This window comes from Dechloromonas sp. A34, assembly GCF_026261605.1.
In the GTDB taxonomy this organism is placed as follows: Bacteria; Pseudomonadota; Gammaproteobacteria; order Burkholderiales; family Rhodocyclaceae; genus Azonexus.
This window is the reverse complement of the sequence record NZ_CP102486.1, coordinates 682,408-702,742: the sequence shown is the minus strand read 5'-3', so window position 1 is coordinate 702,742 and position 20,335 is coordinate 682,408. Positions and strand designations below refer to the sequence as shown.

At 64.6% G+C, this 20,335-nt stretch carries 17 protein-coding genes and 1 pseudogene; 13 read left to right on the top strand and 5 right to left on the bottom strand.

The window, feature by feature from the left end:
* Positions 1-10: 10 nt before the first annotated feature.
* Genes NQE15_RS03495 through NQE15_RS03485 form a run of 3 tightly spaced genes read right to left on the bottom strand, consistent with a single transcriptional unit; the run spans position 11 to position 2,927 of the window.
* The gene (locus NQE15_RS03495) at positions 11-637 is read right to left on the bottom strand and encodes a ParA family protein (protein WP_265946576.1); all 627 of its coding nucleotides are present in this window, start codon (positions 635-637) and stop codon (positions 11-13) included.
* Entirely contained in the window at positions 634-1,956 is a 1,323-nt protein-coding gene (locus tag NQE15_RS03490) for a TAXI family TRAP transporter solute-binding subunit (RefSeq protein WP_265946574.1), read from the bottom strand. The genes NQE15_RS03495 and NQE15_RS03490 overlap by 4 nt, the downstream gene beginning before the upstream one ends.
* The gene (locus tag NQE15_RS03485) at positions 1,953-2,927 is read right to left on the bottom strand and encodes a quinone oxidoreductase family protein (RefSeq protein WP_265946572.1); all 975 of its coding nucleotides are present in this window, start codon (positions 2,925-2,927) and stop codon (positions 1,953-1,955) included. Before NQE15_RS03485 ends, NQE15_RS03490 begins: the two co-directional genes overlap by 4 nt.
* 129 nt (positions 2,928-3,056) lie before the next feature.
* On the opposite strand from NQE15_RS03485, the gene NQE15_RS03480 reads away from it, so the two are divergent.
* Together NQE15_RS03480 and eutC are read left to right on the top strand one after the other, a co-directional pair.
* Complete coding sequence (locus tag NQE15_RS03480) at positions 3,057-4,451, top strand: ethanolamine ammonia-lyase subunit EutB (RefSeq protein ID WP_265946569.1); 1,395 nt, start codon at positions 3,057-3,059, stop codon at positions 4,449-4,451.
* Positions 4,448-5,239 carry an ethanolamine ammonia-lyase subunit EutC gene (eutC, locus tag NQE15_RS03475; RefSeq protein WP_265946567.1) on the top strand — a complete coding sequence of 264 codons (792 nt, stop codon included), beginning with the start codon at positions 4,448-4,450 and terminating at the stop codon, positions 5,237-5,239. The genes NQE15_RS03480 and eutC overlap by 4 nt, the downstream gene beginning before the upstream one ends.
* Before the next feature lie 13 nt (positions 5,240-5,252).
* On the opposite strand, the gene NQE15_RS03470 is transcribed toward eutC, so the two are convergent.
* A complete protein-coding gene (locus tag NQE15_RS03470; RefSeq protein ID WP_265946565.1) occupies positions 5,253-7,397 on the bottom strand; it encodes a UvrD-helicase domain-containing protein in 2,145 nt (714 codons plus the stop codon).
* A 251-nt stretch (positions 7,398-7,648) separates the two neighbouring features.
* On the opposite strand from NQE15_RS03470, the gene NQE15_RS03465 reads away from it, so the two are divergent.
* The 10 genes and pseudogenes from NQE15_RS03465 (at position 7,649) to NQE15_RS03420 (ending at position 18,708) form a co-directional block, all read left to right on the top strand.
* Positions 7,649-8,005: a hypothetical protein gene (locus NQE15_RS03465; RefSeq protein ID WP_265946563.1), complete on the top strand. Its 357-nt coding sequence runs from the start codon at positions 7,649-7,651 to the stop codon at positions 8,003-8,005.
* A 227-nt stretch (positions 8,006-8,232) separates the two neighbouring features.
* Positions 8,233-10,842 carry a leucine--tRNA ligase gene (gene leuS, locus NQE15_RS03460; RefSeq protein ID WP_265946561.1) on the top strand — a complete coding sequence of 870 codons (2,610 nt, stop codon included), beginning with the start codon at positions 8,233-8,235 and terminating at the stop codon, positions 10,840-10,842.
* A gap of 11 nt (positions 10,843-10,853) precedes the next feature.
* Positions 10,854-11,378 carry an LPS assembly lipoprotein LptE gene (gene lptE / locus NQE15_RS03455; RefSeq protein ID WP_265946558.1) on the top strand — a complete coding sequence of 175 codons (525 nt, stop codon included), beginning with the start codon at positions 10,854-10,856 and terminating at the stop codon, positions 11,376-11,378.
* Positions 11,378-12,409 (top strand): DNA polymerase III subunit delta, encoded by a 1,032-nt coding sequence (gene holA / locus NQE15_RS03450; RefSeq protein ID WP_265946556.1) that lies wholly within the window; start codon positions 11,378-11,380, stop codon positions 12,407-12,409. The genes lptE and holA overlap by 1 nt, the downstream gene beginning before the upstream one ends.
* A 33-nt stretch (positions 12,410-12,442) precedes the next feature.
* Positions 12,443-12,637: a hypothetical protein gene (locus NQE15_RS03445; protein ID WP_265946554.1), complete on the top strand. Its 195-nt coding sequence runs from the start codon at positions 12,443-12,445 to the stop codon at positions 12,635-12,637.
* Positions 12,631-14,637 carry a TonB-dependent receptor plug domain-containing protein gene (locus tag NQE15_RS03440; protein WP_265946552.1) on the top strand — a complete coding sequence of 669 codons (2,007 nt, stop codon included), beginning with the start codon at positions 12,631-12,633 and terminating at the stop codon, positions 14,635-14,637. Before NQE15_RS03445 ends, NQE15_RS03440 begins: the two co-directional genes overlap by 7 nt.
* Before the next feature lie 6 nt (positions 14,638-14,643).
* Positions 14,644-15,177: a YfiR family protein gene (locus tag NQE15_RS03435; RefSeq protein WP_265946550.1), complete on the top strand. Its 534-nt coding sequence runs from the start codon at positions 14,644-14,646 to the stop codon at positions 15,175-15,177.
* Positions 15,174-16,621, top strand: a pseudogene (locus NQE15_RS03430) (ATP-binding protein); the annotation flags it as partial. The gene NQE15_RS03435 and the pseudogene NQE15_RS03430, both read left to right, overlap by 4 nt.
* Complete coding sequence (locus tag NQE15_RS03425) at positions 16,619-17,800, top strand: response regulator (protein ID WP_416336527.1); 1,182 nt, start codon at positions 16,619-16,621, stop codon at positions 17,798-17,800. The pseudogene NQE15_RS03430 and the gene NQE15_RS03425, both read left to right, overlap by 3 nt.
* A complete protein-coding gene (locus NQE15_RS03420) occupies positions 17,797-18,708 on the top strand; it encodes a diguanylate cyclase domain-containing protein (RefSeq protein WP_265946546.1) in 912 nt (303 codons plus the stop codon). Before NQE15_RS03425 ends, NQE15_RS03420 begins: the two co-directional genes overlap by 4 nt.
* A 12-nt stretch (positions 18,709-18,720) precedes the next feature.
* Here NQE15_RS03420 and NQE15_RS03415 read toward each other — a convergent pair whose 3' ends face one another.
* The gene (locus NQE15_RS03415; RefSeq protein ID WP_265946544.1) at positions 18,721-19,074 is read right to left on the bottom strand and encodes a hypothetical protein; all 354 of its coding nucleotides are present in this window, start codon (positions 19,072-19,074) and stop codon (positions 18,721-18,723) included.
* Here NQE15_RS03415 and NQE15_RS03410 point away from each other — a divergent pair.
* Positions 19,073-20,329 (top strand): glutamate-5-semialdehyde dehydrogenase, encoded by a 1,257-nt coding sequence (locus tag NQE15_RS03410; protein ID WP_265946542.1) that lies wholly within the window; start codon positions 19,073-19,075, stop codon positions 20,327-20,329. The two genes, NQE15_RS03415 and NQE15_RS03410, sit on opposite strands and share 2 nt — an antisense overlap.
* The last annotated feature ends 6 nt before the right edge of the window (positions 20,330-20,335 follow it).

Here is a 20,335-nt window from a genome sequence, read left to right as displayed (position 1 = left end):
GCAGCCGGAACTATCCCGCCTCGGCCCACTCGATGATCGCCCGCCACTGCTCGAGGTCGCGCTCGGCGCGCGAGGGCGGCAGGTCGAACAGGGTCATGCCGGCGGCGGTGGCCTGGACGTAGGTCTGCGTGTCGCGCAGATAAGTCAGCACCGGCAGGTCGAAAGTCGCGAAGAAGCGCTCCAGCTCTGCGGCGGCGCGGGTCCGGGCATCGACCCGCATGCCGATCACCGCGACATCGGCCTTGCCCTTGCGCACAGCCTTTTCGGAGAGCAGTTCGGTCAGGAAGTGACGCGTCGCCAGCATGTCGAACATCGACGGCTGAACCGGCACGATGACCCGCGTCGACAGCTTGAGCACTTTCTCCAGCAGCTTGCCGTGCAGGCCGGCCGGGGTATCGAGCACGACATGCGAGGTACCCTTGGGCGGGCGGGAAATGTTGTCGGCGCCGATCTCCCAGGTATCGATGCTGGGCAGCGCGAAGGGCCGGATGGCTAGCCATTCGCGCGAGGACTGCTGGCGGTCGATGTCGCCGAGCATCACGTCGTGGCGTTTGGAAGCAAAGTAGCCGGCCAGGTTGGTGGCCAGCGTGCTCTTGCCGGAGCCGCCCTTGGGGTTGGCGACGAGAAAGGCTTTCATCCCAACTTCTCCCGTTTGTCGAGGATATGCTGCACCAGATTGATGTGCTCGCGCAGCGTATAGACCAGATCGGTAAAGCCGAGCGGCACGTGCAGCAAGCTGGCCTCCTCGTCGATGGCATCGAGCCGGCTACGGTAGTCGGCCAGCTTGGCCGCTTCGAAATGGTTCTTGAGGTCGTCTTCGAGGAACTTCAGCTCGCCGTAGCAGCGGAAGACCTTGGAACGCACGCGCCAAGTGTAGATCGCCGGCGCCACCTTGAGCAGCGGAATGAGCAGGGCAATGATCGGCACCAGCAATACGATCAGGCGGTCGATCAGCACCGCCAGCCAGAACGGCAGGTAGCGCTGCAGAAAGGGCGAGCCCGACTTGAAGTAGCGCGCCGCCTCGGGCGACAAGGGCAGCATCGGATCCTTGTAGGACGGGAATTCGCCGGCATCCTGGAAAAAGCCGGTCTTGCCGTGGACTTCGCTGGTCGCCTGGAGGAGCAGGGTCTGCAGCGCCGGATGCAGATCGTCGCGGACGATCAGGTTGGCGGTCGGGGCCAGGACCTTGATGTCTTCCGGCGGAAAATCGCGGACCAGATCGGCGACGCCGTGCGGGAAGGTGAGCTTGGTCAGGAAGGGGAAGCGCCGCTGGTAGGCGCCGGACTGGGCGAAACTCATGACCTTGATGCCCGGCGAGCGGAGCAGCACCTGGACCACCGGCGCCTTCTCGGCGGCGATGATGAAGGCGGCGTCGATCCGCCCCTGCTGCAGTTCCTCGGCGGCCTTGAGGCCGGCCAGCGGCAGCAGGCTGGCATCGGCTTCAAGCTCGTTGGCGGCCAGCAGTTGCTGCGCCAGTTGGCGGACCCCCGAGCCTTCCTGGCCGATGGCGATGCGCTTGCCGCGCAGGTCGGTCAGCCGGGTCAGCGTCTTATCGCCGCGATAGAAGACCCAGACCGGTTCGTAGAACATGCTACCCAGCGACAGGAGGCCGCTATCCTCGGCTTCTTCGTCATCCTTCGCCTCGATGACCCCGCCCTGAACGAAGCCGACCTGCGCTTCGTCCTTTTTCAGGCGCTCGAGGTTCTCCAGCGAACCGGCCGAGGCCCTGACCTCCAGCGTCACCCCGGAGCGGGCGAGGATCGCCGCGTAGCGCTGGGCGAACTGGTAGTAGGCACCGCTTTCGCCGCCAGTCGTGATGACGATGTGGCTGGGCGGCGCCGGCTGCACGAACTGGTAGGCGACGACGAAACCGATGCCGACGATCAGGACGATCCACCAGGCGGTGGCGAACAGGTCGCGCAGCGAGAGCAGTCCGGCCTTGAAGCGAGCCATCATGGGAGGAGGATGGTGGAACCGGTCGTCTTGCGCGCCTCGAGGTCGCGGTGGGCCTGGGCGGCGTCGGCCAGCGGATAGGTCTGGTTGACTTCGATGCGCACCTGGCCGGAGGGCACGACACCGAACAGTTCGCCGCCGAGCGCTTCAAGATCGGCGCGCTTGGCCGTGTAATGCATGATGGTCGGGCGGGTGACGAAGAGCGAGCCCTTCTGCGAGAGCAGCAAGAGGTCGAACGGCGGCACCGGCCCGGAAGCGTTACCGTAGGTGACCAGCATGCCGAGCGGGCGCAGGCTGTCGAGCGAGCCCATGAAGGTATCCTTGCCGACGCCGTCATAGACCACCGGCACGCCTTCGCCGCCGGTGATTTCGCGGACGCGCTGGCTGAAGTTCTCGGTCGAATAGTTGATCACATGATCGCAACCATGCGCCCTGGCCAGCACGGCCTTGGCTTCCGAGCCGACCGTGCCGATCACCGTCGCCCCCAGCGCCTTGGCCCACTGGCAGGCGATCAGGCCGACGCCGCCGGCCGCGGCATGGATCAGCACCGCATCGCCGGGCTGCACGCGGTAGGTCTTGCGCAGCAGATAGGCGGCGGTCAGGCCCTGCAGCATCATCGCGGCCGCGGTGTTGAAACCGATGGTATCAGGCAGCTTGAGCAGGCGATGTGAAGGGATGTTGCGCACTTCGGCATAGGCACCGACCGGGCCGCCGGCATAGGCGACGCGGTCGCCGATCTTGACTTCGGTCACCCCCTCGCCCACCGCCTCGACGACGCCGGCGCCCTCGAGGCCGATCCCGGCCGGCAGCGGTAGCGGGTAGAGCCCGGTGCGGTGGTAGGTGTCGATGAAATTGAGGCCGACGGCATGATGACGGACCCGGGCTTCGCCGGCGGCGGGAGCCGGAACGTCAACTTCCTCCCAGCGCAGGACTTCCGGGCCGCCGGTCTGGTGAATGCGAATGGCGTGGGTCATGGGGCTCTCCTCTAGAATAATTGCTCGGGAAAACACCGAGCGTATCATCAGGGCATGATTCCAATCCACCGCGACCCGGCAGGTCGATAGCGGGCCGGAAAACCGGACGCCGGCAGCGAAAGGGCAGAAATGAATCACACAGCCACCGTCGGCGGCTTTCGCCATCAGTTTCCCGACCTGCGCAGCCTGCTCGCCAAGGCCAGTCCGGCCCGTTCCGGCGACTGCCTGGCCGGGGTCGCGGCGGCCAGCGAACACGAGCGGATGGCCGCCCGCCTGGCGCTGGCCGATCTGCCACTCCGTCACTTTCTCAACGAAGCCGTCGTCCCCTACGAGGCCGACGAAGTCACCCGCCTGATCGTCGATACCCACGATGCCACAGCCTTCGCGCCGGTCGCCCATCTGACGGTCGGCGAATTCCGCGACTGGCTACTCGCCGCAGCGGCCGACGAAGCCGCACTGAGCGCCCTGCGCCCCGGCCTGACGCCGGAAATGGTCGCCGCGGTCAGCAAGCTGATGCGCAACCAGGACCTGATCCTGGCCGCCCGCAAGTGCCGGGTCGTCACCCGCTTTCGCAACACCCTGGGCCTGCCCGGACGGCTCGCCGTCCGCCTGCAGCCGAACCACCCGACCGACGACGCCAAGGGCATCGCCGCCGCCGTGCTCGACGGCCTGTTCTACGGCTGCGGCGACGCGGTGATCGGCATCAACCCGGCCGGCGACAACCTGCCGGCCATCCGCGGGCTTCTCGAGCAGCTCGACGAGCTGCGCCAACGCTACGCCATCCCGACCCAGAGCTGCGTGCTGACCCATGTCACCAATACGATCCGCGCCATCGAGACCGGGGCGCCGGTCGATCTCGTGTTCCAGTCCATCGCCGGCAGCGAACTGGCCAACCGCAGTTTCGGCATCGATCTCGCCCTGCTTCGCGAAGCGCGCGCCGCGGCGCAATCGCTGCAGCGCGGCACGCTCGGCGACAACCTGATGTATTTCGAAACCGGCCAGGGCAGCTCACTCTCCGCCAACGGCCATTGGCAGGTCGACCAGCAGACCATGGAGGCCCGGGCCTACGCCGTGGCGCGCGCTTTCGAGCCGCTGCTGGTCAACACCGTGGTCGGCTTCATCGGCCCGGAATACCTCTACGACGGCAAGCAGATCATCCGCGCCGGGCTCGAGGACCATTTCTGCGGCAAGCTGCTCGGCCTGCCGATGGGCTGCGACATCTGCTACACCAACCACGCCGAGGCCGACCAGGACGACATGGACACGCTGCTGACGCTGCTTGGCGTGGCCGGCGTCAATTTCATCATGGGCGTGCCCGGCGCCGACGACATCATGCTCAATTACCAGAGCACCTCCTTCCACGACGCGCTCTACCTGCGCCGCAGCCTGGGCCTCAAGCGCGCCCCCGAATTCGAGGACTGGCTGGCCGGCATGGGGCTGACCGACGCCCACGGCGAACTGGCCTTGCCGGCGGCGGGCCAGGCGCTGCTGCAACTGGCCGGCGAACTCGGGGCTTCGAAATGACGGCGCGGCGTTCCGTGCCCGGCACGCCCGATCCCTGGAGCGCCCTGCGCCGTCATACCGCCGCCCGCATCGCCCTCGGCCGCAGCGGCGACAGCCTGCCGACCTCGGCCCTGCTCGAATTCGGCCTGGCCCATGCGCTGGCCCGCGATGCCGTGCATTTGCCGCTCGATGGCGCCGCCCTCGCCACGGCGCTGGACGCCGTCGGCCTGGCCCACCTCGCGGTTCATAGCCAGGCGGCGGACCGCGCCACCTATCTGCGTCGGCCCGACCTCGGCCGGCAATTGACGCCGGACAGTCTGGCCACACTGGAAAAGGCGGCGCCAGCCACCGCGCCCGACCTGGTTTTCGTCATTGCCGACGGCCTGTCGTCGCTGGCCGTCGCCCGGCACGCCCTACCCTTGCTGCACGCCACCCTCGGCCAGCTGCCCGGCTGGTCGATCGCGCCGGTGGTGATCGCCGAACAGGCGCGGGTTGCCCTCGGCGACGCCATCGGCGAGGCCTTGGGCGCCGCCACCGTCGTCATCCTGATCGGCGAGCGGCCGGGCTTGAGTTCGCCGGACAGCCTGGGCATCTACCTGACCCATCGCCCGCGGCCCGGCCTGACCGACGCCGACCGCAACTGCATATCCAATGTCCGCCCGGAAGGCCTGTCTTACGCTGTAGCCGCCCGCAAGCTCACCTACCTGCTCGACGGCGCCCGCCGCCTAGGTCGCTCCGGCCTCGCCCTCAAGGACGACAGCAGCCTGGAGGCTTTGCCCGGCGCGGCGCCACTGGCGCCGCCGGATTAACCGTGACGACGGCTCAGACCGGCGTCAGCTTGGCGTATTCGAGAGCCAGCCACTTCATGCCCGCCCCACCGCCGAAATTGACCTGGACGCGGGCCTCGGCGCCGCGCCCTTCGGTGGCGACGATGACCCCGAGCCCGAACTTGGCGTGTTCGACCGACTGGCCGACGCGCAGACCGCCGCTTGCCGGCTCGGCATAACCACCGCCGAACGAGCCGTAGGCCGGCACGGCAGGCGCCGACTCGCTCTTCTTGTTGAGTTTCTTCAGCAGGTGCTCGGGAATTTCCTCGAGGAAACTCGACGGCACGCAGTAGCGGGTCTGGCCGTGCAGCATCCGGGTCTGGGCACAGGTCACGTAGAGGCGCTGGCGGGCGCGGGTGACCGCGACGTACATCAGCCGACGCTCTTCTTCCAGGCCTTCGCGCCCCTGATTGACCGAGTTGTCGTGCGGGAACAGGCCCTGCTCGAGGCCGGTGATGAAGACGACGTCGAATTCCAGTCCCTTGGCGGCATGCACCGACATCAGCTGGACCGCTTCCTGGCCCTCGCCGGCCTGATGCTCGCCGGCTTCCAGCGAGGCGAGGGTCAGGAAGGAGACCAGGGCGCCGCCCTCGCCGATGGCGCCCTCGTCGTCGACGAAGGTGGCGGCGGCGTTGATCAGTTCGTCGAGGTTCTCCAGGCGGTCCTGGCCTTCCTTCTCGGTCCGGTAATGCTGGGCCAGGCCGGATTTCTCGATGACGTGCTCGACCATCTCGGGCAGCGGCAGGCCCTCGGTCTCGACGCGCAAAGCCTCGATCAGCCGGACAAAGGCGCCGACCGTCTGCCCGGCCTTGCCGGTCAGCGAGGCGGCGGCGTTGTACAGGCTGCTGTTGCACTGGTGGGCCGTGGCCTGCAGGTTTTCCAGCGAGCGGGCGCCGATGCCGCGGGTCGGGAAATTGACGACGCGCAGGAAGGCCGTGTCGTCGTCCGGATTGCCCAACAGGCGCAGGTAGGCCAGGGCGTGCTTGATTTCCTGACGCTCGAAGAAGCGCAGGCCGCCATAGACCTTGTAGGGCACGTTCTTGGTGAACAGCTCGTTTTCGAGCACTCGCGACTGAGCATTGGAGCGGTAGAGCAGCGCGATCTGGGTCGGCGCCACGCCGTCGCGGACCAGTTCGCGGATTTCCTCGACGATGAAACGCGCCTCGTCGATATCCGAATAGGCCTCGAAGGCGCGGATCGGCTCGCCGTCGCCGGCATCGGTCCACAGATTCTTGCCGAGACGCTCGCGGTTGTTCTTGATCAGCGCATTGGCGGCAGCCAGGATGTTGCCGTGCGAGCGGTAATTCTGTTCCAGGCGGATGATGTTGTCGCCGGCGTAGTCGCGCTCGAAATCGCGCATGTTGCCGACCTCGGCGCCGCGGAAGGCATAGATGCTCTGGTCGTCGTCGCCGACCGCGAAGACCTTGGCGCCGCCGCCGGCCAGCAGTTGCAGCCAGGCGTACTGCAGCTTGTTGGTGTCCTGGAATTCATCGACCAGGATGTAGCGGAAGCGCTCCTGGTAATGCTTGCGCAGCGGCTCGTTGCGTTGCAGCAGTTCGAAGCAGCGCAGCAGCAGTTCGGCGAAATCGACGACGCCCTCACGGTTGCACTGGTTCTCATACTCGGCGTAGAGCTCGACGCGCTTCTGCGTGTAATTGTCGTAGACCTCGGCCTGGGCCGCGCGCACGCCCTGCTCCTTGTGGGCATTGATGAAATGGCAGAGCTCGCGCGGCGGGTATTTCTCGTCGTCGACGTTCAAGTTCTTCAGCAGGCGCTTGACCATGGCCAGCTGGTCGGCCGTGTCGAGAATCTGGAAAGTCTGCGGCAGGCCGGCCTCGCGGTAGTGGGCGCGGAGCAGCCGGTTGCACAGGCCGTGGAAGGTGCCGATCCACATGCCGCGGGTGTTGATCGGGACCAGAGCCGACAGCCTCGCCGTCATTTCCTTGGCCGCCTTGTTGGTGAAAGTCACGGCCAGCAGGCCATGCGGCCCGACCTGCCCGGTCGACATCAGCCAGGCGATACGCGTCGTCAGCACCCGCGTCTTGCCGCTGCCGGCGCCGGCCAGAATCAGGGCATGGACTGGAGGCAACGTCACCGCCTGCAATTGCGGCGAATTCAAATTAAAAAGGAGGTCGGACATTAAAAATTTCGCTGAAAAGTTATTACTAAAGGCGTAGTATTCCCACCCACAAAAAGCCACATCGTTCAGTGGTCTGACCAATCTGTTGCAATTGTGCAACGCAACATAACAGCTGCAACAATTGGTTACACCCAGCGAGAAAGCCAGAAGTATACTTAAACAAAAATATATTGCAGTGCACAAAACTTTGCTGCCCACAAGGCAGTCGAAGTTCAGGAGTGGCACCACCACGCAGCACAAGGAGTAATAGCATGAACAACAGCATGAACGCACCAAAAATCCTTCCCTGGATTGCCCGGAAGGCTGGCATCAGCGACGAACTCGCCCTCAAGCTCTGGCGCCGCGCCCTTTCCGAAGCCGAATTTCTCTGCGGCAAGGCCGAAGGCTCGAATTACTGGGGCCTCGCCGTCGAGCGCTTCCTGGCCATCGTCGAGGACGAAGTCGGCGGCACGCCTGAATACACCCTGAGCCCGGCCCCGCGCCTGTCCTGGATGTGGCACCACCAGAGCCGGATGTCGCTGCTCTCGATGATGGCCGCCCAGAACACCTATCGCTACTGGCAGAACACCTGGCAGAGCATGGCCGCGCAAAAAAAAATAGCAGCCTGACCGGGTAAGTCCGACCACTTTCCGTGGCGGGGCGTGCAGGTCCCGCCACGACTGGTCGGCAGCTCCCTGCGCCATTTCCGGTCAGCAACTCCGGCGCATCGCCTGGTCCGCCATCAGGCGCCTCCGTCAGCGACGGAAAATCCTCTATCGCCCGTTCGCCCGCCTCCGCCGGTGAGCGCGAGCCGGTATAATTCCGGGCTTATCTCATGATTTTTCAGCGAAAGCCCATGCAGGACAAATACACCCCGGCCGACATCGAACGCGCCGCCCAGAGCCACTGGGACCAGACCGGCGCCGCCCGCGCCGTCGAAGACACCACCAAGCCCAAGTACTACTGCCTGTCGATGTTCCCGTACCCGTCGGGCAAGCTGCACATGGGCCACGTGCGCAACTACACCATCGGCGACGTGCTCTCGCGTTTCCACAAGATGCAGGGCTACAACGTGCTGCAGCCCATGGGCTGGGACGCTTTCGGCATGCCGGCCGAGAATGCTGCGCTGCAAAACAACGTACCGCCGGCCGGGTGGACCTATTCCAACATCGATTACATGCGTTCGCAGCTCAAGTCGCTGGGCTTCGCCATCGACTGGCAACGCGAATTCGCCACCTGCACGCCCGAGTACTACCGCTGGGAACAATGGCTGTTCACCCGCCTTTATAAAAATGGCATGGTTTACAAGAAACTCGGCACCGTAAACTGGGACCCTGTCGACCACACCGTGCTCGCCAACGAGCAGGTCATCGACGGCCGTGGCTGGCGTTCCGGCGCGCTGATCGAAAAGCGCGAGATCCCCATGTACTACATGAAGATCACCGCCTACGCCGAGGAATTGCTGTCTGAGCTCGACAACCTGCCGGGCTGGCCCGAGCAGGTCCGTCTGATGCAGAAGAACTGGATCGGCAAGAGCACCGGCGTCCGCTTCGCCTTCCCGCTGGCCGACAATGCCGACGAAAAGCTGTGGGTGTTCACCACCCGCGCCGACACCATCATGGGCGTCACCTTCGTCGCCGTCGCCGCCGAACATCCGCTGGCCACCCGTGCCGCCGCCAACAACCCGGAACTGGCCGCCTTCATCGAGGAATGCAAGAAGGGCGGCGTCGCGGAAGCCGACATCGCCACGATGGAAAAGAAGGGCCTGCCGACCGGCATCTTCGTGACCCATCCGCTGACCGGCGAACAGGTCGAAGTCTGGGTCGGCAACTATGTGCTGATGAGCTACGGCGACGGTGCGGTGATGGCCGTGCCGGCGCACGACGAACGCGATTTCGCCTTTGCCCTGAAATACAAGCTACCGATCAAGCAGGTCGTCGCCGTTGAGGGCGAGAGCTTCAGCGACCAGGCCTGGGCCGAGTCGTATGCCGACAAGGTCAAGGGCAAGCTGGTCAATTCCGGCAAGTACGACGGCCTCGGCTACGAAGCCGCCGTCGACGCGATTGCCGCAGACTTGGCTGCCAAGGGCTTGGGCGACAAGAAGGTGCAGTTCCGCCTGCGCGACTGGGGTATTTCCCGCCAGCGCTACTGGGGCTGCCCGATTCCGATCATCCATTGCGCCTCCTGCGGCGATGTGCCGGTACCCGACGACCAACTGCCGGTCGTCCTCCCGGAGAACGTCGAGATCACCGGCGCCGGCTCGCCGCTGGCCCGGATGCCCGAGTTCTACGAGTGCAAGTGCCCGAAGTGCGGCGGTGAAGCCCGCCGCGAAACCGACACCATGGACACTTTCTTCGAGTCGTCCTGGTACTTCCTGCGCTACGCCTGCCCCGACAACGCCACGGCCATGGTCGACGAGCGCGTCGCCTACTGGTGCAAGGGCGGCATCGACCAGTACATCGGCGGTATCGAACACGCCATCCTGCATTTGCTCTACTCGCGCTTCTTCACCAAGCTGATGCGCGACGTCGGCCTGATCGGCGACCTCGGCGAACCTTTCGCCAACCTGCTGACCCAGGGCATGGTCGTCGCCCCGACTTTCTACCGCGACCTCGACGGCGGCAAGAAGCTGTGGATCAACCCGGCCGACGTCGATGTCGTGACCGACGAAAAAGGCCGCCCGACCGGCGCCACGCTGAAGGCCGACGGCCTGCCCGTAGTCATCGGCGGCACCGAAAAGATGTCGAAGTCGAAGAACAACGGCGTCGACCCGCAGGCCCTGATCGACCAGTACGGCGCCGACACCGCCCGCCTGTTCATCATGTTCGCCTCGCCGCCCGACCAGTCGCTGGAATGGTCGGATGCCGGCGTCGAAGGCGCCTACCGCTTCCTGCGCCGCTTGTGGAAGACCACTTACGACCATGTGCAGGCCGGCCTGGTCGTCGCCTGCACCGGCAATGACGGCTTGAGTTCAGCCCAGGCCGACCTCCGCCGCAAGCTGCACCAGACCATGGGCAAGGTCGCCGACGATTACGGCCGGCGCAAGCAGTTCAACACCGCCATCGCCGCCGTCATGGAACTGCTCAACGCCTTCGACAAGTGCGATCTCAAGGATGCCGCCGGCCGCGCGCTGGCCCAGGAAACCCTGGAAAGTATCGCCCTGCTGCTCTTCCCGATTGTCCCGCACATCGGCCAGGCGCTCTACGCCGAGCTGAAGCCGGGCCAGGATGCCGGGGTCCAGGCCTTCCCCAAGGCCGATCCGGCCGCCCTCAAGCAGGACGAAATCGAGCTGATGATCCAGGTCAACGGCAAGCTGCGCGGCTCGATTCGCGTCGCCGCCGAGGCCGACAAGGCGAGCATCGAGGCGGCCGCATTGGCCAACGAAGATGCGCAGAAGTTCATGGAAGGCAAGCCGGCGAAGAAGGTCGTTGTCGTGCCGGGCCGCCTGGTCAATATCGTCGTTTAAGGAACTCCACCATGCGCGTCCCGTTAAGGCTTTTGCTCGCCGTGCTTTTCGCCGCCATTCTGGCCGGCTGCGGCTTCCAGCTGCGCGGGACGCTCAGCGGCAACCTGCCGTACAAGACGATGAATATCGCGTTGCCGGAAACGGCCGATGTTCGCATCTGGCTTGAACGCTATATCAACGCTGCGGGCAGCACCGAAATCGTCGATGAGGCGACACGGGCCGAAGCCGTTTTCCAGCAACTCGCCGACAGCCGGCAGAAGACCATTCTCAGCGTCAACGCCCAGGGCCGGGTGCGGGAATACCGCCTGCAGCTGACCTATCGCTTCCAGGTGGTCAACGCCAAGGGCCAGGTGATCGTCCTGCCCAACGAAATCGCCCTCTCCCGCGACATCACCTTCGACGATTCGAACGTCCTCGCCAAGGATCTGGAAGAAGGTCTGCTTTGGCGCGACATGAACAATGACCTGGTCAATCAGATCATGCGTCGGCTGGCCATCATCAAGCCGCGCAACCCCGACCTGCAAGACGAAGAGTAATGCTGCTCAAGGGCGAACAGCTGCCGGCGCATCTCGAACGCGAGTTGCGCCCGCTTTATGTGCTGTACGGCGACGAGCCCTTGCTGGTCATCGAAGCGGCCGACACCATCCGACTCAAGGCCAGGCAACAGGGCTACAGCGAACGCGAAGTGCTGACCGTGCTGCCGCAGTTCGACTGGGGCGAATTGCTGGCCGCCGGCGGCAACATGTCCCTGTTTGGCGACAAGAAGCTGATCGACCTGCGCATCCCGACCGGCAAGCCGGGCAAGGAAGGCAGCGCCGCGCTGCAGCAATGGTGCCAGCACCTCTCGCCGGACAACCTGTTGCTGATCACCCTGCCCGAGCTCGACTGGCGCGAGGAAAAGGCCGTCTGGTTCACGGCGCTGGTCAATGCTGGCGTCGCCATCAAGCTAATGGCCCCGCCGCTGGCCGAGCTGCCGGGCTGGATCGCCGGCCGCCTGCGCCGCCAGCAGCAAAGCGCCGATTTGGAAAGCCTGAAATTCATCGCCGAGCGGGTCGAAGGCAATCTGCTCGCCGCCCACCAGGAAATCCAGAAACTCGGCCTGCTTTACCCGACCGGCCAGCTCAATATGGAGCAGGTGCGCGACGCCGTGCTCAATGTCGCCCGCTACGACATCGACGGCCTGCGCGAAGCCCTGCTCGCCGGTGACATCGGCCGCCTGACACGGACCCTGGACGGCCTGATGCAGGAAGGCGAAGCACCGCCGCTGGTGCTGTGGGCGATGAGCGAGGAAATCCGCGCCCTGACCGTGATCCGCAACGGCATGGACAGCGGCCGCTCGCTCGACACGCTGCTCAAGGATGCCAAAGTCTGGGGGCCGCGCGCCAATCCGGTCAAAAAGGCCCTGCAGCGCCTGTCGGGTTCGACCCTGGAAGCCGCGCTGCACCACGCCGGAAAAATCGACCGCCTGGCCAAAGGCATCGGACAAGGTAATATCTGGGAAGAATTTCTCCGCCTCGGCCTGCGGCTTTGCCCGACCAAGCCGCTGCGGACCGACGCCATGCGCTGAAGCCAACAAAAAAAGCACGACCGGGGGGTAACCATGCAGACATTTCGCCCGAGCCTGAGCACGCTCGCGGTTGCGGCCGCGCTCGGCGCCAGTCCCACCGCCCTGTGGGCGGCCGACAACGTTGCCACCCTGCTGCCGCTATCGCTGGAAGAACTGATCGCCACACCGGTCGTCACCGCCTCCCGCCGCCAGGAAGGACGTGAGCAGACCCCGCTCACATCATGGTGATCACCCGCGAGCAGATGCGTGACCGCCGCTACAAGAACCTCGCCGACCTGCTCGAAGATCTGCCGGGCGTGGACTTCCAGCGCGGCACGCGCTCCTCGCAATTCAACAATTTTGCCTTTCAGGGCAATGTCAGCAACAACAAGCTGCTGATCCTGCTCGACGGCGTCCGCATCGACCACCCGGCCGGCGGCAAAATTCCGATCGCCGAAAACTTCGCGCTTTACTTCGCCAAGCAGGTCGAAGTGCTCTATGGCCCAGCCGCCGCGCTTTATGGTGCCGATGCCTTCGCCGGGGTCATCAACATCATCACCGAGAAGCCGGGCGACGCCCTGGCTGGGAAGATTTCAGCCGGTATCGGCAATTTCGGTTCGCTCGAAGGCAACTTCCTGGCCAGCGGCTCGCCCGGCTTCGGAATCACGCTGACCGCCAGCGCCCACTACCAAGAAAGCGACCGCGCCCGGCTCGACAAGTACTACCCGGATTACCCGAAAGTGGATGCCAAAGTCGGCAACACGGTCGTCCGCCCGGCCGCCCAGCGCGAAGACTACGTCGGCGACATCAGCAGCCGGAGCCAGTATTTCCGGCTCGACTACCAGGACGACCTGACGGTCGGCTTCTATCGCAACAATTTCCGCAGCCTGACCAGCACCGGCGACAAGCCGGCAGCGGTCTACTACCAGTCCGACGCCTACTGGGACACGACGATCGACACCTGGTACGGCAAGTACCGCTTCGCACTCACTCCTTCGCTCAAGGGCGAACTGGTGGTCGATCATTCGACTTACGAGACCGACCCGAAGTCGCGCTACATCAACTCGATCACCAACTTCGAAAACCACGGTTATGACTATTCCTACGCCCGCCGGCGCGGCATCGAGCAAAACCTGAACTGGCAGGTCGCCGAACGCCACACCCTGCTCGCCGGCCTCGGCTACCGGGACTATTACGCCATCGAGACGCCCGACCTGCCGCGCCCCTATGACACGTCGAAAGGGCCGCAAAGCCAGGGCATGACCTACTCGAACACCAATCTGCCGCTGCAGATCTTCGACGCCCGCTATTACAGCTGGTCCGGCTACCTGCAATGGCAGGCGCAATGGACCCCGACGCTATCGACGATGATCGGCGCCCGTGAGGACTGGTACTCGACCTACGGCAGCAGCTTCAATCCGCGGCTCGGCATCACCTGGCAGCCGGCCACCGGCAACTACCTGAAGCTACTCTACGGCGAAGCCTTCCGCGCCCCGTCGCCGGAGGAAAGCTACAGCGCCTTCGGCAGCTTCAATGGCGCCGGCAATCCGAGTGGCCTGTTCCGCGCCCCGAACCGCAACCTCGAGCCGGAAAAGTCGAAGACCCTGTCGCTGACCTGGGACTGGCGACCAACCCGCAAATTCAACCTGATCACCAACGCCTACCGGACCCGGGTCGACCGCGTCATCATCACCCGTACCGACCCGACGCCCGTCCAGTACATCCCGGGCACGACGCTGACCCTGACCGAATCGAAACAGAACAGCGGCCAGGACGAGTACTCCGGCATCGACCTCATCCCGCAGTGGCAGTTCCATCTGGGCGGCCCCTGGAATGCCGATTTCTGGGGCAGCTACAGCTACGTCAAGGGCACCGTCCGGGAAACCGAGGACGGCCCCGAATTGCAGCAGGTCAATATTGCCGCCAACAAGGTCAAGCTCGGCGTCACCCTGCGCTACCAGGACTGGCTGACCATCACGCCGCGCCTGCAATGGATCGACCAGACGACGACCGGCGCGATCAACCGCGCCCAGAACGACCGGATCAAGAAAACCGACGCCTATACCGTCGCCAGCCTGCACTTCGGCGTGCACAAGCTGGCCGGCGAGCGTCTGTCGCTGTACTTCGACATCTACAACCTGTTCGACGAACGCTATTACGCCGCCCACACCTCGTCGGCAAGTACCGTCCTGCAAGCGGTTCCGCAACAGCCGCGGACCTATATGGGCACCCTCGAATACCGTTTCTGACCCGGCATGCAGAACTGGCACCTCCTCCGCGCTCATGGCCGGGCGGCACTCGCCGCCTTCTGGCTGGCGCTCGCCCTGCCAGCCACGACGCAAGCCGAAGAGGCAACCGAATACACCCTGAAGGCGGTGCTTTACTACCGACTGTCGCAATTCGTCTACTGGCCGGCCGACAAGCCCGCGCCAAAGCCGATGAGTCTCTGCGTGGTCGGCAAGAATCCATTCGGCAATGCCCTGGCCCAGCTCAACCTGAGTAGTGGCAGCGCTGAAATCCAGCTTGCCCCCGCCGATATCGCGGCCTGCCAGATGATCTTCATTCCGCGTAGCGAAGCCGCCAATCTGGCCAGCTGGCTGGAGCGTGCCGCGCCCCGACAACTGGTCACGGTCTCCGACATCCCCGGTTTTGCGCGTTCCGGCGGGATGATCGAATTGCCGCTCGAGGGCGAGCGGGTCGGCATCGTGATCAATCGCCGCACAGCCCAGAAGAAGGGATTCGAATTCAACGCCCAGCTACTGCGGCTGGCCCGGGTCATCGAGCCATGAGCCCGCTGTTCCAGCGCCTGCGCGATGCCTTCCCGATGCCCGAGCCGACCATCCGCAACAAGCTGGTGGCGATCTCGTTTTCCTTCCTGCTGATCGTCGTCGGCCTGGTTTTTCTGCTCGTCTATGTGCAGCAGAAGCAGCTGCTGCAAGCCCAGTGGGCGGAGTCGATGGCCGCCCAGGCCCGCCTGCTGGCGACCAATTCGCAGGCCGCCGTCGCCTTCCTCGACAGGCGCGAAGCCGACCGCCTGCTTTCCTCGCTGGCCATCAATCCGGCCGTCCAAGCCGGCCGTATCGTGCTCGACAACGGCCAGGCGATGGCCGATTACCAGCGCACCCCGGAGCTACCCGCCACCTTCCCGGCAGGTGGGCAAAGCCCCCTGTTCCTGGATGACCAACTGCTGATTCGCGAACCGATCCAGCTCATGGAGCAGGCCGGATCGAGCGGCCATATCGAGCTGCTGGTCTCGCTCGAGCAATACCGCCGGACCATGCGGCAGACGATGAGCGAAACCCTGGTCCTGCTGCTGATCGCCCTTGCCGTCTCGCTGCTGCTCAGTCGTTACGTCGTCGGGCGGATCACCGCGCCGCTAGAGAATCTCGACCAACTGGCCAACCGGGTGTCGCGCGACGCCCGGCTCGACGAACGCCTGGCGATCGCCAGCCGCGACGAGATCGGCAGTGTCAGCCACGCCTTCAACCGGATGCTCGACACCCTGCAGGCCCGCGACAACGAATTGTCGGCCTATCGCGAAAGCCTGGAAGCGATGGTCGGTGTGCGCACCCGCGCCCTGCGCGAAGCGATGGCCGAAGCCGGCCAGGCGAATCGGGCAAAATCCGACTTTCTGGCCCGGATGAGCCACGAAATCCGGACCCCGATGAACGCCATCACCGGGCTCAGCCACATGCTGCTCGAAACCCCGCTCGCCCCCCAGCAGCGGGAATACATGGAACAGGTCATGCAGTCGGCGGATGCCCTGCTCGGCATCATCAACGACATTCTGGACTTCTCGAAGATTGAAGCCGGCGGGCTCAAGCTCGAGCACATGCCGTTCGAACTGGAGAGGGTCTTCCAGACCGTCGGTAGCCTGTTCGGCGCCCGCGCTCGCGCACTCGGCGTCAACCTGCGTTTCGTCAATAGCGATGAAGTACCGCCGGTGCTGCTCGGCGACGCCCTGCGCCTCGGCCAGATTCTGATCAATCTGGTCGGCAATGCGGTCAAGTTCACCGCCCATGGCGAAATCGAGGTCAGCGTCGGTCAGCCAGAAGCCTTGCCGGAAAATCGCATCCGGCTGAATTTCGCCGTCCGCGACACCGGCATCGGCATCCCCCCGAACACCTGGAACACCTGTTTACGCCCTTCGCCCAAGCCGACAGCAGCATTACCCGACGTTTCGGCGGCACTGGCCTCGGCCTCGCCATCTGCCGCCAGCTGGTCGAACTGATGGGCGGCGAGATCAAACTCGAAAGCACACCGGGCGTCGGCAGTCTTTTCCGCTTCGACATCGTCTTCGGCCTCCCCGCCGCCAATGCCATCACGCTCCCGGCCGAAGTGGCACCGCCTACCCGGGTACCACACTGGGCGGGCGAGCGCGTGCTGGTCGTCGAGGACATCGCGATCAACCGCACCATCGCCGTCGCGCTGCTCCAGCGCGTCGGCCTCAGCGTCGGCGTCGCCACCCAGGGCCAGGAAGCACTCGATCTGCTGCAGAAGGAAGACTTCCGGCTAGTCCTGATGGACATCCAGATGCCGGTCATGGATGGCCTGACTGCCACCCGGGCGATTCGCGCCATTCCCCGCCTGCGCCATCTGCCGGTCATCGCGATGACCGCCCATGCCACTGCCGAGGATCAGCAACAGACGCTGGCGGCCGGCATGAACGAGCATTTGACCAAGCCAATCATTCCGCGAGTTCTTTACGCAACGCTGAGCCACTGGCTACCGCCGATCGCCACCCCGCCAGCCCTGCCCGGCGCGCCCCAGACACGGACCGCCCTGCCGGCCGACTGGCCCGAACTGGCCGGTATCGATTGCGCCGCAGGGCTCGAGTTGCACATGTTCCGCCCCGAGCTTTACCTGAAATCGCTGTACGCCTTCCGCCGCGATTTCTCGGACACCATGGCCCGCATCCGTGCCGCGCTGGCCGAAACCAGGCGCCTCGAGGCACGCCGCCTGGCGCACTCGATCAAGTCGGTGGCCGCTTCGCTGGGTATCCGCGAGCTGGCCGAAACTGCCCGCCAGATCGAACAGGCCTTGACCGAAACGGCCGACCAGACGATGCCGGAAGCCTTGCTTGCCGCTGGCGAACATGAGCTGAATCAGGTCATGGATGGACTTGCCGGATTGCCTCCGCTAACCTCTGCCAACGAACCCGAGCGGACGATCACCGACGAGATGCTGGCATCCCGGCTCGACCAGTTGGCAGCCAGCCTGAAACGGGCCGACGCACGCAGCGAACAACTGTGCGAGGGCCTGAGCAAGGACCTGGCCGGCGCTCCGGAAATGACTGAACAAGAACAAACACTTTTGCGCGAAATGAGTGCACTGATCGACGACGTCGAATACGAACTGGCGCTGGAGAAATTGCAGCAGTTGCGCAATAGGTTGCTGGAGCAGGCGACATGAATGCCGGCCAGACCGTGCTGGTCGTCGATGACGAGAAACAGAACCGCTCGCTGCTAGCCGAACTGCTCAACAACGACTGCCGGGTCATCCTCGCCAAGAGCGGCACCCAGGCGCTGGAGCGGGCCCGCGAGCAGCGCCCGGACCTGATCCTGCTCGACGTCCTGATGCCCGACATGAGCGGCTACCAAGTCATCCAGGCCCTGAAGGGCGACGACGCGACCCGGCAGATTCCGGTCATCTTCATTTCCGCCCTTGATTCACCGGCCGACGAGGAACGCGGACTCGACCTCGACGCCGTCGACTACATCACCAAGCCTTTTCACCCCTCAATAGTCCGCAAGCGGGTGCGCAACCATCTGCAATCCATCCACCAACGCCATCTGCTGGAAAATCTGGCGATGATCGATAGCCTGACCGAGATTGCCAACCGGCGGCGTTACGATGAGGCGCTGGAAAACGAGTGGCGGCGCTGCGCCCGCAGCGGTAGCCCGCTGTCGCTGGCGATTATCGACGTCGACCACTTCAAGGCCTATAACGACCATCTCGGCCACGCCGAAGGGGATCGCACCCTGCACCGCATAGCGCAGACCTTGCGTGGGCATGTAAACCGCCCCGGCGACCTGGTCGCCCGCTACGGTGGTGAGGAGTTCGTGCTCTTGCTGCCGAATACCGACGCCCAAGCCGCTGCCCATGTCGGAAACGATGTTCGGGCCGGCATCGAAGCCCTGCAACTGCCCCATCCGACCTCACCGGTCAGCCGGCACGTCACGATCAGCCTGGGTGGCATGACCCTTACCCCGAATGGCGGGCAGGTCGACCCGAAATTCTTTCAGGAAGCCGATGCCGCACTTTATGCGGCCAAGGCAGAAGGCAGAAACCGCGCCTTCTGGCGCTACGCCGCGAGCTGAAGTCAGGCTGCCTTAGGCAGCCTTCTCGTCAGCCTCTTGGTCCGGCTCGAGATCTTCCCAGATGCAGGAATGTTCCTTGCGCACGTCGTGCAGCCCCGGTTTCTCAACATCCTGAACCAGGCAATGTCCACGGCACGATTGGGCGACCACGACCAGTTTCATGTCGGAATCGACCTGACGTTCACCATCCCAGTAGCTGCAAGTTGCACAAACCTTGACTTCGGTCGGCAATATTAGTTTTTCGGCCATCATGTCCTCGATGGAAAAGCCTTGTTGTCGTTGCGGATAAGAGTTTACCCGCTTCCGGAAGTTCCCTGTAATTTTGCTGGCTATAATCGTGACTTTTGCCACACCTGAAAAAACCATGGATATCAAGGACTACATGCAGAGCGTCGGCCGCCAGGCCCGTGCCGCCTCGCGCCGCCTGGCGAGCGCCTCGACGGCGGAAAAGAACGCCGCGCTGCTGCACATCGCCGCCGCCATCCGCCGCGAGAAGGCAGCCCTGGTCGCCGCCAACCAGGAAGATCTGGCCGCCGCCCGCGCCGCCGGCCTGGAAACCGCGATGCTCGACCGCCTGACGCTCTCGGAGAAAGGTGTGGACAGCATGGCCGAAGGGGTCGAGCAAGTCGCCAAACTGCCCGACCTGATCGGTGAAATGACCGACATCAAGTATCGCCCGTCGGGTATCCAGGTCGGCAAGATGCGTGTCCCGCTCGGCGTCATCGGCATCATTTACGAAGCCCGCCCGAACGTCACCGCCGACGCCGCCGCACTCTGCCTGAAGTCCGGCAACGCCGCGATCCTGCGCGGCGGCTCGGAAGCCATCCGCTCGAACCGCGCGATCGCCGCGCTGGTCCAGGAAGGACTGCGCGCCGCCGGCCTGCCCGCCGAATCGGTGCAGGTCATCGACACCACCGACCGTGCCGCGGTCGGCGAACTGATCACCATGCGCGAATTCGTCGACGTCATCGTGCCGCGCGGCGGCAAGGGCCTGATCGCCCGCCTGTTGGCCGAATCGCGGGTGCCGATGATCCAGCACCTCGATGGCAACTGCCACGTCTATCTGGAAGAGGAAGCCGATCCGAACAAGGCGCTGAAGATCGTCGAGAACGCCAAGACCCAGCGCTACGGCACCTGCAACACCGCCGAGTCGCTGTTGGTCGACCGCTCGGTCGCCGCCATGCTGCTGCCGCCGATCGCCCACATGCTGACCGGCAAGGGCGTCGAGATCCGCGGCTGCGCCGAAACGTTGGCCCTGGTGCCGAATGCCGTCGCCGCCACGGAAGAGGATTACTACACCGAATACCTGGCGCCGATCATTTCGGTCAAGGTCGTCGCCGACATCGACGAAGCCATCGCGCACATCAACAAGTACTCGTCGCATCACAGCGAAGCGATCGTCACCGACAACCACCCGAAGGCCATGCGCTTCCTGCGCGAAGTCGATTCGGCCTCGGTCATGATCAACGCCTCGACGCGCTTCGCTGACGGCTTCGAGTACGGCCTGGGCGCCGAGATCGGCATTTCGACCGACAAGATCCACGCCCGTGGCCCGGTCGGACTGGAAGGACTGACCAGCCAGAAATGGGTGGTGCTCGGCGACGGCCACGCGCGCGGCTGAAACGCT

Coding starts and splice junctions, on each gene's coding strand:
- lptE (WP_265946558.1), top strand. CDS start 10,854: ATGCGCGTCCCGTTAAGGCTTTTGCTCGCCGTGCTTTTCGCCGCCATT.
- NQE15_RS03490 (WP_265946574.1), bottom strand. CDS start 1,956: ATGATGGCTCGCTTCAAGGCCGGACTGCTCTCGCTGCGCGACCTGTTC.
- NQE15_RS03415 (WP_265946544.1), bottom strand. CDS start 19,074: ATGGTTTTTTCAGGTGTGGCAAAAGTCACGATTATAGCCAGCAAAATT.
- NQE15_RS03410 (WP_265946542.1), top strand. CDS start 19,073: ATGGATATCAAGGACTACATGCAGAGCGTCGGCCGCCAGGCCCGTGCC.
- NQE15_RS03425 (WP_416336527.1), top strand. CDS start 16,619: ATGGGCGGCGAGATCAAACTCGAAAGCACACCGGGCGTCGGCAGTCTT.
- NQE15_RS03420 (WP_265946546.1), top strand. CDS start 17,797: ATGAATGCCGGCCAGACCGTGCTGGTCGTCGATGACGAGAAACAGAAC.
- NQE15_RS03435 (WP_265946550.1), top strand. CDS start 14,644: ATGCAGAACTGGCACCTCCTCCGCGCTCATGGCCGGGCGGCACTCGCC.
- NQE15_RS03495 (WP_265946576.1), bottom strand. CDS start 637: ATGAAAGCCTTTCTCGTCGCCAACCCCAAGGGCGGCTCCGGCAAGAGC.
- eutC (WP_265946567.1), top strand. CDS start 4,448: ATGACGGCGCGGCGTTCCGTGCCCGGCACGCCCGATCCCTGGAGCGCC.
- NQE15_RS03445 (WP_265946554.1), top strand. CDS start 12,443: ATGCAGACATTTCGCCCGAGCCTGAGCACGCTCGCGGTTGCGGCCGCG.
- NQE15_RS03485 (WP_265946572.1), bottom strand. CDS start 2,927: ATGACCCACGCCATTCGCATTCACCAGACCGGCGGCCCGGAAGTCCTG.
- leuS (WP_265946561.1), top strand. CDS start 8,233: ATGCAGGACAAATACACCCCGGCCGACATCGAACGCGCCGCCCAGAGC.
- NQE15_RS03440 (WP_265946552.1), top strand. CDS start 12,631: ATGGTGATCACCCGCGAGCAGATGCGTGACCGCCGCTACAAGAACCTC.
- NQE15_RS03480 (WP_265946569.1), top strand. CDS start 3,057: ATGAATCACACAGCCACCGTCGGCGGCTTTCGCCATCAGTTTCCCGAC.
- holA (WP_265946556.1), top strand. CDS start 11,378: ATGCTGCTCAAGGGCGAACAGCTGCCGGCGCATCTCGAACGCGAGTTG.
- NQE15_RS03470 (WP_265946565.1), bottom strand. CDS start 7,397: ATGTCCGACCTCCTTTTTAATTTGAATTCGCCGCAATTGCAGGCGGTG.
- NQE15_RS03465 (WP_265946563.1), top strand. CDS start 7,649: ATGAACAACAGCATGAACGCACCAAAAATCCTTCCCTGGATTGCCCGG.